We start from the raw sequence: 14,523 nt of genomic DNA, 5'->3' as shown, positions 1-14,523 counted from the left end.
CCCGGAAGGAGCGTGCCGAGCGCCGGACCAGCCTGGTGTGGCGGCCGGCACGCTCCCGAGGGACGCCTCGCCTCAGTCGGCGCAGTAGGTCTCGACGAGGGCCTGTCCTCGTGCGCCGTCACTGGACTGGCCGACCGCCCACAGGCAGTCGGTGCCCGGGATCGCGGCCACGTCGCTGAGGCCGGAGCTGACCGTCCCGGGGTTGGCGCTGGGTGTCACGGTCCAGGACCGTCCGTCCCAGTGGGTGGCCAGGGTGCTCGTCGCCTGGCCACCGACGGCCCACACGTCGTCGGGACCGGAGACGACCACGTCGGCGAAGGTGGTGTCGCCGTCGAAGTCCGGCGTGGCGACATCGGACCACCGTGTACCGTCCCAGCGCTGCGCCAGCGGCTGGAGCCCGGTCTCCGCCTGTCGCCAGCCGACCGCCCACACGTTGTCGGGGCTGCCCGCCGCGACGGCGCCGAGCAGCGCACCCTCAGGTGCGGTGGGGCTTGGGACCACCGACCAGGCGGTGCCGTCCCAACGCTCGGTCAGCGTCTGGAACACGCCGTCGCCCTTGTCGTAGTCACCCACTGCCCACAGGTCGTCCGGGCCGGCCGCGGCGACGTCCAGGAGGTAGCTGCCGAGGCCGGTCGTGCTGGGGTTGGGACTGGGGACGATCGACCAGCTGGCACCGTCCCAGTGCTGGACGACCGTCTGTCCGACGAACGGCCAGGCCGTCGCGCTTCCGACCGCCCAGGCGTTCGTGGGCGACAGGGCCGTGACGCCGGTGAGGATGGTGTCCGAGGCGTCGACGTTCGGGCTCGCGACGACACGCCACCGGGCGCCGTTCCAGTGCAGGAGAAGGCTCCGGTGCTCCCCGTCCGGGGTGACGTCATAGCCCGCGGCCCACACGTCCCGCGAGGATGACCCGGCCACCGCGAAGAGCCAGTTCTGTACGTCGCTGCGGTTCGGGCTGGGGATCCGCCGCCACCGCGTCCCGTCCCAGCGCAGGGTGAGCGTACGGACGGTGGCGCCTTCCCGGACCGATCCCACCGCCCACGCGTCGGACGGGCCGAACGCCACGACGCCGGTCAGGTCCGTCTGTCCCCTCAGCCCCGAAACCGGGACGACCTCCCAACTGGTGCTCACGCGTTCCTGCGCCACCGACGGCGCCGCACCACCCACCGAAGCTGTCACGGCCGCGAGTACCGCGGCCACCAGCGTTCCGACACATCGCCCCAACGCTCGACTCCTCGGCATCGGGTCACCTCCCCGTGAAGACATACGTCTTTGAAGGAGTGATGCGCCAAAGCTCCGCAAGGTTGCCGTAGCGCCAGGAGAGAACGGGGTCGCCGGAATGCGTCCCACCAACTGGCCGCGCTACAGAAGTCCCTGCGCTTCAGCCCAGGGAACGAAGCCGCCGTACCCGAAGGGATAGCGAGCACCAGAACTCAACATCGCGTCGACGAAACCGACTGCGCCAGCACAGGTGATGCGTTCAGCCACCACCGCCCTGGCGATGACCCAGAGCGTGCCATGTGCGGCGAGTCCGGCGCGCTGAGCCGCCATTCGAGCATCCTTGTCGTCGACGATCGCGATCGCGCCGTGAACCTCAGCCCAGGCGAACACGGTGGCCTCGCCTCTGTCGCGGCGGCCCGCCGAGACCCGCTGAAGCCACTCGCCCAGAGCGATGATCTCGTCCAAGCCGTCGACGTGGACAACGCCGAGCCATTCGGGAACGGTGACGTCCTCACGCTCCAACTCTTGCGCGACCGCCGCCGTCGTGACGTTACGTCCCCAGCCGGAGGCGATGTCACCGAGGACGTCAAGGCGATCGATTCTGCCCGCATGAAGGATTGGAGAGGTGTCCCAGACCAACACTGTCACGGCTCCAACTGGCCGTTCCGATCCGGAAGGTCGGCCTCGCCAAGAGCACCGTGGAGCAACTCGACCGTACGTTCCGGCGTCACTACCCCGTCGCGGTATGCGGCGAGGACCGCGCGGCTCCACATCGGGCTCGTCTGCCCGGAGACCAGATCCTCTGTGGGTTCGACGCCGCATACCGCAAGGAAGTCCCCTCGCTGCGGAGCCTGCGCCCGCAGAAGCCGCGCCTCCTCCGCGTCCAGGGCGCCGCACCGTGCGGCGGCGCGGACCGCGGCACTCCATGAGACGCGGAAGCTCGCCGCCAACTTCACGAGTCGTTCGCGCGGGGTTCCCGAGAGCTGTTCCCACTGGGACGCGGTTTCTGACTCGGGAAGGAGAAACTCGGCAGCGAAGGTGTCAATGAGTGCTTCACGTTCGTCGCGGCCGGCCGCAACGCCGATGTCGGACTGGTACTCGTCCCCCAGTAGATGGTGGCCGAGTTCGTGTGCCGCCGTGAACCGCCGACGCCCCGCGGGTGCGCGGCCGCCGAGGACGGCGACGCCGAACTGGTCGTCGTCCAGGCGCAGGGATGCCCCCTCGCCAGGCAGGTCAAGGACCAGGAGGTAAAGGCCGAAGGTGTCGGCCACCTGAGCTATGCCAGGAAGCGGACCTGTGCCAAATCCGGCGGTTCGACGAGCTGTCAAGGCCAACTGGCGAGCCTCCGAACTCTGGGTCACGCTCTGGGGTGGGAGAGACGTTCCTGTCCGGAGATAGCCCTGGGCGCGAAGGAAGTCGGCGTCGCGAGCGTGAGCTTCGAGCATCGCGTCGAAGCGGTACCTTTCGCGGGCCACCGGCTGAGCGTCATCATCCAGGTCGGCCCGCAGCGAAACGATCGCTGCGGGCGGTGTTGACACGAAGTGTGCGACAGGAACTCCGAGGATCTCTGAGAGACGGAAGAGTTCGAGGGCTGACACCTGGCGTTGACCGCTTTCGACGCGGACGAGCGCCGAGCGGTCGATGCCGAGCTGGCCGGCCAGTTGGCCCTGGCTGAACCCCGCCGCGACCCGCGCCTCCCGTATCCGGCTGCCGACCTGCTCCCAGCTGTCCACCCTGCCCATAGTGCGAATATCGCACAGGCTGCGAGCCGTGTAAACCTCGCCCGATTGACCTGGGCCGAGCTGGGCGAGGGTGACGGACGGTGCAAATGGTGTGCGTCCGGGGCTGCAGCCTGTGGTTGTGAGTCCGGGTCGCCGAACTGCGTCCCACCAACTGGCCGCGCCACAGGTTGGAGGCTGCTTGCGCGGTATCGCCTCGACGGGGCGCGTCGGACGGCATGTCCAGACCGGCCATCGCGGCGCGGTCCGCGCAGCCTCGCTCGGGAGTTAACTGTCTCCGGTTCCCAAGATCATCTACACGGCGCGAATCCGGTCAGAGAGCTGGAGAGGCGGCATGGACGTGAAGCATCCACGGGCGCGAGCGCGCGGGTTCCGGAAACGATCACTGGGTCTGGTGGTCGCGGTCGCGTCGAGCGCGGCCGCCGTCCTCACCTCGATCGCCGTCCCGCAGGTGGCCAGCGCGGCGGTACCCACCTTCGTCGACGGGCTCGCCCAGCCGGTGTTCTCGGCTGACTCGAGCGACTGGGTACATGACGAGTTGTGGGTCGAGTCCAGCGTCGACAACGACGGCGACGGCAAACTCGACCGCATCCACGTCGACGTGACCCGTCCGCAGGAGACGGAGACCGACGGCCTGAAGGTGCCGGTCATCTACGAGGACAGCCCTTACTACGCGGGCATCGGTCCTGGTAGCTGGTGGCCCGTCGACCACGAACTCGGGCAGCCTCCGACGTCCAAGCCGCGTCAGGCACCCTTCGAAACCGAGGACACCAGCCCGACCATCAGCACCATTTATGAGTCGACGTGGCTGCCGCGTGGGTTCGCCGTGGTGCACTCGGAGTCGCCCGGCACCGGACTCTCCGAGGGCTGCCCGACCGGCGGACGCAACGAGACGCTGGCCGGCAAGGCCGTCATCGACTGGCTGAACGGTCGCGCCAAGGGATTCACGAGCCTCACCTCGACCACCGAGGTCACCGCGGACTGGACGACCGGCAAGGTCGCGATGATGGGCACCTCCTACAACGGCACGCTGCCCATCCAGGTCGCCACCACCGGTGTCGACGGCCTGGCGGCGATCGTGCCGATCTCCGCGATCTCCAGCGTGTACGACTACCGCCGGTCCAACGGTGCAATGATCAACACCAACACCAACCGTGGCGGCGACCAGGACGTGTTGGCGGAGTCGGTCTACAGCCGCGCGGACCAGGAGATCTGCCAGGCACAGTTCGCCCGGATGCGGGTCGAGGAGGACCGCATCACCGGCGACTACAACGCCTTCTGGGACGACCGGAACTACATGAACGACGTGCGCAACGTCCACGCCGCGGTTCTCCTCGCGCACGGAACCAACGACGGCAACGTCAAGATGAAGAACGCCGCACAGTTCTACGAGGCGCTCAAGGACCAGGGCGTGCCGCACATGTTCTACCTCCACCAGGGTGGGCACGGTGGGGCGCCACCGGACGTCATGATCAACCGCTGGTTCACCCGTTACCTGTACGGCGTCCACAACGGCGTGGAGGAGCTGCCTCGGTCGTGGGTGGTGCGGGAGAGCTACGCCTGCCCGGCCCGGCAGACGAGCGCGGCCGGCGACCAGGCGAACACCGCCACCCTCGCGGTGGCCGACTCAGGCGAACTGACGTTGGGCTTCACCGCGACCATCCCGGTCACCGCGGCGGACGGAACCGTCAGCTCCCAGACCCGGGTGATCGCCTCGATCCCCGACTCCACGCACATCACCCTGGCCTCGGCGGTCGCGACCGGCGCGGGACAACGGGTCGCGGACGGCGCGTCCGTCCGGTTGGCCTGCGGCAACGCCAACCCGACGCCGTACCCGGAGTGGCCCGACCCGAAGACCGGCGACGCGAACCTGAACCTCACCCCGGGTGGACGCACCGCCGGTGGCCTTCTGCGTACGCACGCGGGCGGGTCGAGCGTGGAGACCCTGACCGACGACGCGACCATCAACCCGCAGAACCTGGTCGCGGCGGCGTCCTCACCGAACCGGCTCGTGTACAAGTCCCCGCCGCTACGCCAGCAGGTCCGGATCAGTGGTGCGCCGTCGGTGAGCCTGCGCCTGGCCATCGACAAGCCGCGGGCCAACCTCACGATGTACCTCGTCAGCTACCCGGCCACCGGGAACCCGACCGTCATCACCCGTGGGTGGGCGGACCCGCTCAACCGCAACTCACTCAGCCACGAGGATCCCATGGCCGCCGGGGAGTTCTACCCGATGCGGTTCGCGCTCCAGCCCACCGACCACGTGTTCGCTGTCGGTGAACGGATCGGCCTGGTCGTCATGTCCAGCGACAACATCTACACGATCCGGCCCGCGCCGGGGACCCAGCTCAGCGTCAGGGTCGACCAGAGCAGCCTGGATCTTCCCGTCGTCGGCGGGCCGTCCGCGCTGATCCGGGCGACCTGCCCGGTCCAGGCACGGACCTGCCCCTGACCCGGTAGGAATGTCAACCCGCGCTTGTCAGCCTGGGGCGCGGGAGGACAGACAGGTGGACGCCCGCCGGCCGAAGTCATGGCCGGCGGGCGTCCGTCCCTACAGCGTGTACGGAAGTTTGAAGACGTTGTTCGGGTCGTAGGTCTTCTTGATGCTTGCCAGCTTCGCCAGGTTGGGCCCGAAGTAGAGGGAGCCGTTGGTGCGGTTGGCCTCGAGATAGTTGACATACCCGCCGACCGCCCAGGACGCCACCGCCTTGTGGCCGGAGGCGATCCAGGCTCGGGCGCCCTTGGCGTTGCTGCTCTGGGAGTACCACTGGATCGACGCGAACGCCTTCCGCCACGGGAACGCCGTGGCGTTGACCGCCAGTCGCTCCACCTGCCCACCGAGCGGGTCGAAGGCCGCCGTCGCGCCGACCCCGGCACGCGCCGCGCCGGTCATCGCGTCGAGGAGGGCGGTGACACCGGAGGCGGGCAGGGCCTGTCCGAGGATGTCGGTGCCCGCGTAGAACCCGACGCGCCCGCTGGGCGGATCCGGGGAGAAGTGCTTGTTCTTGGTGGCCGTCTGGTGCTCCGGCTCCACGCCCACGGCACTGATCAGCTTGTCCAGAGCCGCACTCGGGTCGTTGGAGACATCCACGCCGAACACTCTCACCGACAAGGTGCCGTTGGGGTTCGAGGTGAGCCGCAGCGACGCCCACACCTCCTCCGAGGCCGTCTCCATGTAGCGCTGCCAGCCACGGACGACCGCGGCCGCGTTCGCCCAGGTCCAGCCGACACTGAACGTCCCGATCAGGGGTGAGGCCTCGGTGCGGAACCAGAACGCGGTCACCACGCCGAGCGTGCCGCCGCCACCGCCACGGCAGGCCCAGTACAGGTTGGGTTCGGCCGAGGTGTTCGCCGTGTGCACGGCGCCGTCGGCCGTGACGACCTGGACCTGGGTCACCGTGTCGCAGGTCAGCCCGAACACCCGGTTGGCGAGGCTGAGACCACCGCCCAGCGTGAGGCCGGCGACACCGACCGACTGGCACGAGCCCGCCGGGATGATCCGGTTCCTGGCTTCGAGTGCGCTGTACACCTGGACAAGTGGCGCGCCCGCGCCGACCTGCGCCGTGGTGCCGCTGAAGGTGATGCTCTTCATCGAGCTGACGGAGATGACGATGCCGCCGTTGGTGGTGGACGCGCCGACGTAGGAGTGCCCACCGGACTTGCTGGTCAGCGGGAGCTTGAACCGCTCGGCGAACTTCAGCGTCGTCGCCACGTCCGCCGGGTCCGCGCACTCGCTGACCGCGGCCGGCAGCACGCTGTCCCACGCCGGATCGAACAGTTGGTGGGCGGCCGGGTAGCCGGCGTCCCCGGGACGAAGGAGCTTGCCCGACAGGCTCTCGGCGAGAGCCTTCCAATCCGCTGGTGTGGGCGTGGACGACGGTGCGGTGGGGGCCGGATTCCGCGGGGCGGGGATGGCCGTCGGCAACCCCGTGCCCGAACCCCCGTCGGCCGGAGCCAGGTCGCGGGTGCGCGCACCCGAACCGCAGCCGACCAGACCACCCACCGCCGCGAGTGCGGTCGTGGTCAACAACGCGCGCCGCTGGAGGCCCCGTTGGTCCGTGCCTACTCCTGCCATCGTTCCCCCCATGTGTATGCGCTCCTCGACGGACACGAGGGCGCTCCCCAACGCCTCGGGTCCATGGCCGAACTGCCCTGCGCGGACCGCTGGCAACCACGCGCGTCCCGACATCCCGACTTCGCCGAGCGGCGCCTGCGTGCACGGTTTCTCCCTTCTAGGACGCGGGTCGAGGTCAGCCGGTTGGCGTCCGGTGTCTCGATCGCGTTGCGATCTCGGCGCGGTGCGCGAAGGCCTGGGCATGGGCATGGGCAGGCAGCCGAAGCCAACGCGGCCGGCGTACATCACCCGCTGGCAGTGGTTCGGACCGCCGCCCAGGAAGACCTGGCCGCCGCCGGAGCGGTGAGTCAGGCCCGACGTTCCGCGTCGTTTACGGATGATCCTTCTCCGAGGCCCCTGCGGTTCACGCCGTGCCGGAACAGTGGCTGGCTGCGATCGACAGAAGCCAAAGACACAGGAGGAAACGTGCGGAAGTGGCAGAGCGTGGCCCTCGGCGTGGCAGCGGCAACCGCGGTGGCGGTGAACGCCGCACCTGGTACGGCATCGGCCGCCGGCCAGCACGGCCGGGACTTCAGCTTCGCGGTGATCGGCGACATCCCTTACGGCGCGGCCCAGATCGAGAACTTCCCCTCGATCATCGACCAGATCAACGCCGACCGTGACGTACGCATCGTCAACCACCTGGGCGACATCAAGGATGGCGGGTCCCTGTGCACTGACGAGTACTTCGCCATGGTGAAGTCGGACTTCGACATGTTCGCCGACCCGATGGTCTACACCCCGGGCGACAACGAGTGGACCGACTGCCACCGGGAGAACAACGGGTCCTACAACCCGATCGAGCGCCTCGCGGCGATCCGCCAGACGTTCTTCCCGCGGCCAGGCAGAACCCTCGGCGAGCACAGCGTCGCCGTGACCTCCCAGGCCGCGCAGGGCTACCCGGAGAACGTCCGGTTCACCCGCGACGGCGTGGCGTTCGCCGCGGTGCACATCGTGGGCAGCAACAACAGCCTCGCCCCCTGGACCGGCAACACCGCACCGACCGCCGAGCAACGCGCGGAGGTCGAGGGCCGTACGGCGGCTGACGTCCAGCTGGTTCGGGACACCTTCAAGCAGGCGCGAAAGGACAAGAACAAGGCCGTGGCGCTGCTCACTCAGGCCGACATGTTCAGCCCGGGGACGACCAACCCGAACCCCGCCAACTACTCCGGCTTCCGGCCGATCATCCAGGCGCTCGCGGAGGAGGCCAACGCGTTCGACGGCCCGGTCTACATCTTCAACGGCGACACCCACACCTACAACTCCGACCAGCCTCTTGCCGCCGGGTCGCAGTGGCTGTCCGTCTACGGCCTTTCCGCCCCCGTTCCGAACCTGAGCCGGGTCACGGTGGACGGTTCCGACGGCGTGGACAACTGGCTGAAGGTGACCATCGACCCGCACGACCCCCAGGTGCTGAGCTGGGTCCGGGTTCCGTTCGAGAACTGAGCGGTGGCGGCTCGGCCTTTGTGACCGACGGAGGTCGAGCCGCCGTCCTCCGCGCGAGCTCCCACCTGGAAGGGGAACAATTGGGGACGTCTCGCACGCCTCGACGGAAGGATCGCGCATGACCTACCGCACCCTGGGCCGAACCGGTGTGAAGGTGAGCCCGCTGTGCCTGGGCACGATGATGTTCGGGGCCTACGGCAACCCCGACCATGACGACAGCATCCGCGTCATCCATCGGGCGCTCGACGCGGGTATCAACTTCATCGACACCGCCGACGTCTACTCCCAGGGCGAGTCCGAGGAGATCGTGGGGAAGGCCCTGGCCGGGGGCCGCCGCGACGACGTCGTCCTGGCGACGAAGTTCCACGGCCGACTCGGTGACGACCCCAACCAGGCGGGCAACTCCCGCCGCTGGATCATCCGCGAGGTCGAGAACAGCCTGCGTCGCCTCCGGACGGACTGGATCGACCTCTACCAGGTGCACCGGCCGGAGCCGGAGACCGATCTGGACGAGACCCTCGGCGCCCTCACCGACCTGGTGCGCCAGGGCAAGATCCGCTACATCGGCACCTCCACCTTCCTGCCGTCGCAGATCGTCGAGGCGCAGTGGGTGGCCGAACGCCGGCAGCGCGAGCGGCCGGTGACCGAGCAGCCGCCGTACTCCCTGCTGGCCCGCGCGGTCGAGCGGGAGGTGTTGCCGCTGGCCGAGCAGTACGGCATCGGGGTGTTGCCGTGGAGCCCGCTCGCGGGTGGCTGGCTGTCCGGGCGTTACCGGCGGGGCGAGGAGCCCGGCACGGTCTCCAGCCGGGCGGCGCGCCAGCCGGCCCGGCACGACCAGGCGCTGCCGGAGAACGCCCGCAAGCTGGAGGCGACGTACGCGCTGACCGAGCTGGCGGACCAGGCCGGACTGTCCCTCATCCATCTCGCGCTGGCGTTCGTCCTGGAGCACCCGGCGGTGAGCTCCGTCATCATCGGGCCGCGCACGTTCGAGCACCTGGAGGCGGCGCTGGGTTCGGACAAGATCTCGTTGTCGCAGGAGGTGCTGGACCGGATCGACGAGATCGTGCCGCCCGGCACGACCATCAACCAGGCCGACGCGGGTTACCAGCCACCGGCGATCGAGAACGCCCGGCTGCGGCGGCGCAGCCTGTCCTAGGGGTCGCCCAGCAGCAGGTCGGCACCTCGCTCACCGATCATGACCGACGGGGCGTGGGTGTTGCCGCGGGGGAGGGCGGGCATGACGGAGGAGTCCACGACGGACAGGCCGTCGACGCCGTGCACCTTCAGCGTCGGGTCGACGACGGAGTCGCCGTCGGTGCCCGCCCGGCAGCTGCCCGCCGGGTGGTCCATCGAGATCAGGTTGTCCCGTAGGTGGCTGGACAACGCGTCGTCGCTGACCGGTGACGGTGTCGTGGGCTCCCCGAGGTAGGCGCGAAGGACCGGTGCGGCACACAGGTCGAGGGCTCGGCGCATCCCTTCGACCAGGAGGTGGTGGTCGGCTTCGCGGTCCAGGTAACGCGGATCGAGGACGGGCCTGGCCGCAGGGTCCGTGGAGCGCAGCCGCAGGGTTCCCCGGCTCTCCGGCCGCAGCAGCGTCACCAGGCAGGTGAATCCGGGACCTGTCTCGCCCGTGAAGTCCATCAGCATCGGGGTCAGCTCGACGTCGGGAGCGGGCGCGTTCCTGCCGCAGCGCAGGAACCCGCCCGCCTCACCGAACGACGCCAGCGGACCGCGCCGTTGGTCGGCGTAGCGCTGCCGGTTGTCCGGGGTGTCGTCGTCCGGCCAGGTGGTCCCGTGGACGACCGGCCAGGCAAGGGGCGCCGAGGGGTGGTCGTGCAGGTTCGCGCCGACGCCGGGCAGGTCCCAGACCACCTCGACTCCCAGGTCCCGCAGGTGCCCGGCCGGGCCGATGCCGGAGAGCATGAGGAGTTGCGGGGTACGCAATGGTCCCGCGCACAGCACCACCGAGGACCCCGGACGCTGACCTCCCGCCCGTCGGCGGTGGTGAACACGACGCCTCGCGCGGCACCGTGGTGCAGGACGACGCGCTGGACGAGGGCGTGGGTGTGGACGCTCAGGTGGGGCCGGTTCCTCACCGGGCGCAGGTAGCCGTGCGCCGTACTGACCCGCTCGCCGGCGCCGACGTTGCTGGAGAGCAGCCCCACACCCTCGAGTTCCGCGCCGTTGAAGTCACGGTTGAACGGCAGGCCGGCCTCGACTCCGGCGGCGATGAACGCCAGCGACATCGGATGGATGCTCTTCGCCGTCGTGACGGGGATCGGCCCGCCGCTGCCGTGCAGCGGTGAGGTCCCGAGCTCGTGGTCCTCGCTACGCCGGAACCGCGGCAGCACCTCCGACCAGCTCCAGCCGGGCATGCCGTTCGCGGCCCAGCCGTCGTAGTCCAGTCGGTGTCCCCGGTACCACGCGAGGAAGTTGATCGAACCGCCGCCGCCGAGGACCCGCCCTGCCGAGACGGGTACCTCGCGCCCCCCGAGCGCGGGCTGCGGGACGGTCACGTCGCACCAGTCATGCTCGCCGCGTTGGAGCTGGGACACCCCGCGCGGCGCGAAGATGGCGGGATCGGTGTCGGGGGCGCCGGCCTCGAGCAGCAGCACGTCGCGGTCTCCGCGTTCGCTGAGCCGGGCCGCCACCACGCAGCCCGCCGCTCCGCCACCGACGACGATGTGGTCGAAGTAGCGGCCGTCGATGTCCTGCTCGGGCGTGATGTTCGCAGACATTTCCACCGCCCCCGCCGTACTCCCGGGTTCCTGGCGAGCCTACGTCGCCGCGTCGCGGGGCCGGTTGTGGTCGCGGTGCAGTACGGCGGGGCCGGTGGTGGCAGGCTGATCCCTCGGTGAATCTGCTGCATGAAGCTGCAAGGAAGAGGAGTCGCGGTGAGTGAGCGCCCGGTGTATTCCGCGGCCGTGGTCGGATGTGGCGCGGGAGGCACGCTCAGCATCAGGGCGCTGGCAGCCTCCGAACGCTACGAGCTTGTCGCCGTGTGCGACCAGCGGCAGGAGATTCGCGACACGGTCGCGAAGGAGTTCCCCGGAGTCCGGACCTACGCCGACTACCGCCAGCTGCTGGCCGAGTCGCCGACCGACGTGGTGTGCGTGTCCACCTATCCGCCCTCGCACGAGGAGATCGCGCTCGCCGCGCTGGAGACGCGCCCGCGCGGCATGCTGGTCGAGAAGCCGCTCGGTGACACGGCCGCGGCGGGTCGGCGCATCCTGGACGCCATGGTGAAGAGTGGGACGCCGCTCGCCGTTCCGCACGGGCTGGTCGCCCGGGCCACCTCGCTGGAGGTGCTGGGGCGGGTACGGGCCGGCGACATCGGCGAGCTTCGCCTGGTCGAGATCGAGAACGCCGGCTGGGACATCATCAACGCCGGCATCCACTGGTTCCAGTTCTTCGTCACCCTCATCGGTGACGACCCGCTCGCCGGTGTCCTGGCGGCGGTCGACACCTCCAGCCGCACCTTCCGTGACGGCATGCGGGTGGAGACCGAGGCCGTGACGTACGGGTGGACCCGCAGCGGTGCCCGGGTCGTCCTGCACAGCGGCGACCACGTGGCCCACAGCCGTCCCGGCAAGGACACGCTGTTCCGGCTGGTCGGCACCGGCGGCGTGATCGAGTTCTGGGGTTGGGAGAACGGCTACCGGATCACCGGCCCAACCGGAGCGGCCGAGGTCGGTCCGGTGCCGGAGCTGGACCGCTCCGGGCACCAGGTCCACCTCGAGGAGTTGGCCCGCCACATCGACGAGGGAACGCCCGACTACACCGTGGCGGACGCGTCGCTGCGCGCGCTGGAGTTGTGCGAGGCGGCGTACCTGTCGCACCGGCACGGCTGCCTGGTCACGTTCCCACTGGCCGACTTCCAGCCGCCCGAGCCGAGCAACTGGGACGCCGGCACCCCGTATCCCGGTGAGGGTGGCGGGCGCGACGGCCGTAGGTTGGGCGCCTGATGAGCATGGTCGAAGGAGGCGCTGTGGACGCTGGGCTGTCGACGCCGAAGACGTCGTTCGGTGTGGTCGGAAGTGGTTGGCGGGCGGAGTTCTATCTGCGGATCGCGGCGGCGTTGCCGGACCGGTTCGCCGTCACCGGGGTCGTCGCCCGCCGGCCCGAGCGGGCGAAGGAGCTGCGCGAGCGCTGGGACGTGCCGACGTTCGCCTCGCTGGAGGACCTGCTGGGCGCCGGAGCGCCCGACTTCGCCGTCACCTCGCTGCCCTGGGCCACCAACCCCGAGGTGGTGGTCGACCTCGCCGGGCGCGGTATCCCGGTGCTGAGCGAGACCCCGCCGGCCCCCGACCTGCCCGGGATGCGGGCCCTGTGGGACGCGGTCGGCGACACGGCGATCGTGGAGGTCGCCGAGCAGTACCCGTTCCTGCCGGAGTACGCGGCGCGGATCGCGGTGTGTCGTTCGGGGCTGCTCGGCCGGGTGACCTCGGCGCACCTGTCCGCGACCCAGACCTACCACGCGATCGCGGTGCTGCGCCGGCTGCTCGGCGTGGGCTTCGCCGACGCGGAGGTGGCCGGAACGGCGTTCACCAACCGGGTCCAGCGCGGTCCCGGCCGCGACGGCTGGCCGACGCGGGAGGAGCTGGTCGACCTCGGCCAGGTGATCGCGACGCTCGACTTCGGTGACCAGCTCGCGGTGTACGACTTCACCGACGGCCAGTGGTTCCACCCGATCCTCGGCAACCGGATCCTGGTCCGTGGGGAACGCGGCGAGGTGATCGACGACAAGCTGACGTACCTGTCCGACCCGGGCACCCCGGTCCAGACGACGTTCACCCGGCAGCAGACAGGACTCCTCGCCGACCTCGAGGGCTTCCACCTGCGGACGCTGTACGCGGGGGAGCGTCAGGTGTTCACGAACCCGTACGCGCCGGCCCGGCTCGCCGACGAGGAGATCGCGATCGCGACCTGCATGTCGCGGCTCGCCGACCGGATCGCCGGTGGGGAAGGCGGGTACTCCCTCGCCGACGCCTGCCAGGACCACTACCTCGGGTTGACGGTCCGCGAGGCGGTCGAGACCGGGACCCGGATCCGCACCACCCGCCAGCCCTGGGCCCACGACTGACGGCTGTGGGAACCCCTGTTGAACGTCGGTGGGCTCGGGTCAAAGCGTGCATTCCGGATGGAATCGCCGGTCGCCCGTTGCAGGCGCTGTGCTTGCGATCGAGCCGGTCCAGGTATCACCGATGATACCATGTGCCCATGGCTATGACACTGCGACTGACCGACGAGGAAGCCGAGGCGCTGCGTATGCGCGCCGAATTGGAGCACCGGTCGATGCAGGACGTAGCGCGGCAGGCTGTACGGGAATACATCGAATCCCACAGCCGAGTCGACCTGCTCGATCGAGTCCTTGACGAGGAGCTCCCGCGATACGCCGAGGCGCTGGAGCGGCTCGGTCAGTGATCTATCTGACCTTGGCCGAGCTTCTTCACGTGGCCGAACGGGCTATCCACGGGCAGTGGGACGTGCGTGACTACGGGCTGCTGGAGTCCGCCCTGGCCCGTCCGCAGACAAGTGTGTTCGGCGCGGATGCCTACCAGTCATTGCACAAGAAGGCAGCCGCGCTCGTCCACTCCCTGGCGCGAAACCACGCTCTCGTGGACGGTAACAAGCGCCTGGCGCTGGGTGGGCTGATCGCGTTCTACGGGATGAATGGCTACCGGCTTACTCTGTCCAACGACGAGGCCTACGACCTGATCATGGCCATCGCTGCCGGCGACCTCGACGAGGTCGACGCCATCGCGCCGATACTCGAACGGAGCACCAAACCTCGGGTGTGACGGATGGTCCGGCCACGTCCGCTCACGTTCAGCTGATCGACCTGACGTCGATCGGATGCCGTTGTTGCCGGACTCCCGGGTGCGGCGAGGTGATCGACGACAAGCTGACGTACCTGTCCGACCTGGCGACCCCGGTCCAGACGACCGTCACCCCGGCAGCTGACAGGGTGACGGTCCGCGAGGCGGTCGAGTCCCGGACGCG

Annotated in this window: 12 protein-coding genes and 2 pseudogenes; 7 read left to right on the top strand and 7 right to left on the bottom strand. The window is 69.7% G+C overall.

Features of this window, described 5'->3' with window-relative positions; genetic code table 11:
* Positions 1-72: 72 nt before the first annotated feature.
* From HEB94_RS06725 to HEB94_RS06715, 3 genes are all read right to left on the bottom strand, one after another.
* Complete coding sequence (locus tag HEB94_RS06725; protein WP_192749104.1) at positions 73-1,242, bottom strand: hypothetical protein; 1,170 nt, start codon at positions 1,240-1,242, stop codon at positions 73-75.
* 120 nt (positions 1,243-1,362) lie between these two features.
* Positions 1,363-1,863, bottom strand: coding sequence for a PIN domain-containing protein (locus tag HEB94_RS55070; RefSeq protein ID WP_475555079.1), 501 nt, complete (start codon positions 1,861-1,863; stop codon positions 1,363-1,365).
* Positions 1,864-1,865: 2 nt separating this feature from the next.
* On the bottom strand, positions 1,866-2,963 hold the full coding sequence (locus HEB94_RS06715) for a helix-turn-helix domain-containing protein (RefSeq protein WP_202896182.1): 1,098 nt from the start codon (positions 2,961-2,963) through the stop codon (positions 1,866-1,868).
* A 331-nt stretch (positions 2,964-3,294) separates the two neighbouring features.
* Here HEB94_RS06715 and HEB94_RS06710 point away from each other — a divergent pair, with 331 nt between their 5' ends.
* Positions 3,295-5,412 (top strand): Xaa-Pro dipeptidyl-peptidase, encoded by a 2,118-nt coding sequence (locus HEB94_RS06710; protein ID WP_192749102.1) that lies wholly within the window; start codon positions 3,295-3,297, stop codon positions 5,410-5,412.
* Positions 5,413-5,511: 99 nt separating this feature from the next.
* Here the strand turns inward: HEB94_RS06710 and HEB94_RS06705 are convergent, their stop codons facing one another.
* Positions 5,512-7,047: an FAD-binding oxidoreductase gene (locus HEB94_RS06705; protein ID WP_192749101.1), complete on the bottom strand. Its 1,536-nt coding sequence runs from the start codon at positions 7,045-7,047 to the stop codon at positions 5,512-5,514.
* Positions 7,048-7,500: 453 nt separating this feature from the next.
* On the opposite strand from HEB94_RS06705, the gene HEB94_RS06700 reads away from it, so the two are divergent.
* Together HEB94_RS06700 and HEB94_RS06695 are read left to right on the top strand one after the other, a co-directional pair.
* The gene (locus HEB94_RS06700) at positions 7,501-8,520 is read left to right on the top strand and encodes a metallophosphoesterase (protein WP_337917494.1); all 1,020 of its coding nucleotides are present in this window, start codon (positions 7,501-7,503) and stop codon (positions 8,518-8,520) included.
* A gap of 118 nt (positions 8,521-8,638) precedes the next feature.
* Positions 8,639-9,676, top strand: coding sequence for an aldo/keto reductase (locus HEB94_RS06695; protein WP_192749099.1), 1,038 nt, complete (start codon positions 8,639-8,641; stop codon positions 9,674-9,676).
* On the opposite strand, the gene HEB94_RS50320 is transcribed toward HEB94_RS06695, so the two are convergent.
* The 3 genes and pseudogenes from HEB94_RS50320 to HEB94_RS50315 all read right to left on the bottom strand — a co-directional run.
* On the bottom strand, positions 9,673-10,167 hold the full coding sequence (locus tag HEB94_RS50320; protein ID WP_238361449.1) for a GMC oxidoreductase: 495 nt from the start codon (positions 10,165-10,167) through the stop codon (positions 9,673-9,675). The two genes, HEB94_RS06695 and HEB94_RS50320, sit on opposite strands and share 4 nt — an antisense overlap.
* Positions 10,168-10,395: 228 nt before the next feature.
* A pseudogene (locus tag HEB94_RS54400) lies at positions 10,396-10,443 on the bottom strand (hypothetical protein); the annotation flags it as partial.
* A gap of 77 nt (positions 10,444-10,520) precedes the next feature.
* Positions 10,521-11,258 (bottom strand): annotated as a pseudogene (locus tag HEB94_RS50315) (GMC family oxidoreductase); the annotation flags it as partial.
* Positions 11,259-11,414: 156 nt separating this feature from the next.
* On the opposite strand from HEB94_RS50315, the gene HEB94_RS06685 reads away from it, so the two are divergent.
* From HEB94_RS06685 to HEB94_RS06670, 4 genes are all read left to right on the top strand, one after another.
* Positions 11,415-12,485, top strand: coding sequence for a Gfo/Idh/MocA family oxidoreductase (locus HEB94_RS06685; RefSeq protein ID WP_192749098.1), 1,071 nt, complete (start codon positions 11,415-11,417; stop codon positions 12,483-12,485).
* 23 nt (positions 12,486-12,508) lie between these two features.
* Entirely contained in the window at positions 12,509-13,603 is a 1,095-nt protein-coding gene (locus tag HEB94_RS06680; RefSeq protein WP_192749097.1) for a Gfo/Idh/MocA family oxidoreductase, read from the top strand.
* A gap of 137 nt (positions 13,604-13,740) precedes the next feature.
* Entirely contained in the window at positions 13,741-13,944 is a 204-nt protein-coding gene (locus HEB94_RS06675) for a DUF6290 family protein (protein WP_192749096.1), read from the top strand.
* A complete protein-coding gene (locus HEB94_RS06670; protein WP_192749095.1) occupies positions 13,941-14,321 on the top strand; it encodes a type II toxin-antitoxin system death-on-curing family toxin in 381 nt (126 codons plus the stop codon). The genes HEB94_RS06675 and HEB94_RS06670 overlap by 4 nt, the downstream gene beginning before the upstream one ends.
* Positions 14,322-14,523: the final 202 nt, after the last annotated feature.

The sequence above is a fragment of the Actinopolymorpha pittospori genome (assembly GCF_014873875.1).
Classification (GTDB): Bacteria; Actinomycetota; Actinomycetes; order Propionibacteriales; family Actinopolymorphaceae; genus Actinopolymorpha; species Actinopolymorpha pittospori.
This window is presented reverse-complemented; position numbering and strand designations above follow the sequence as displayed.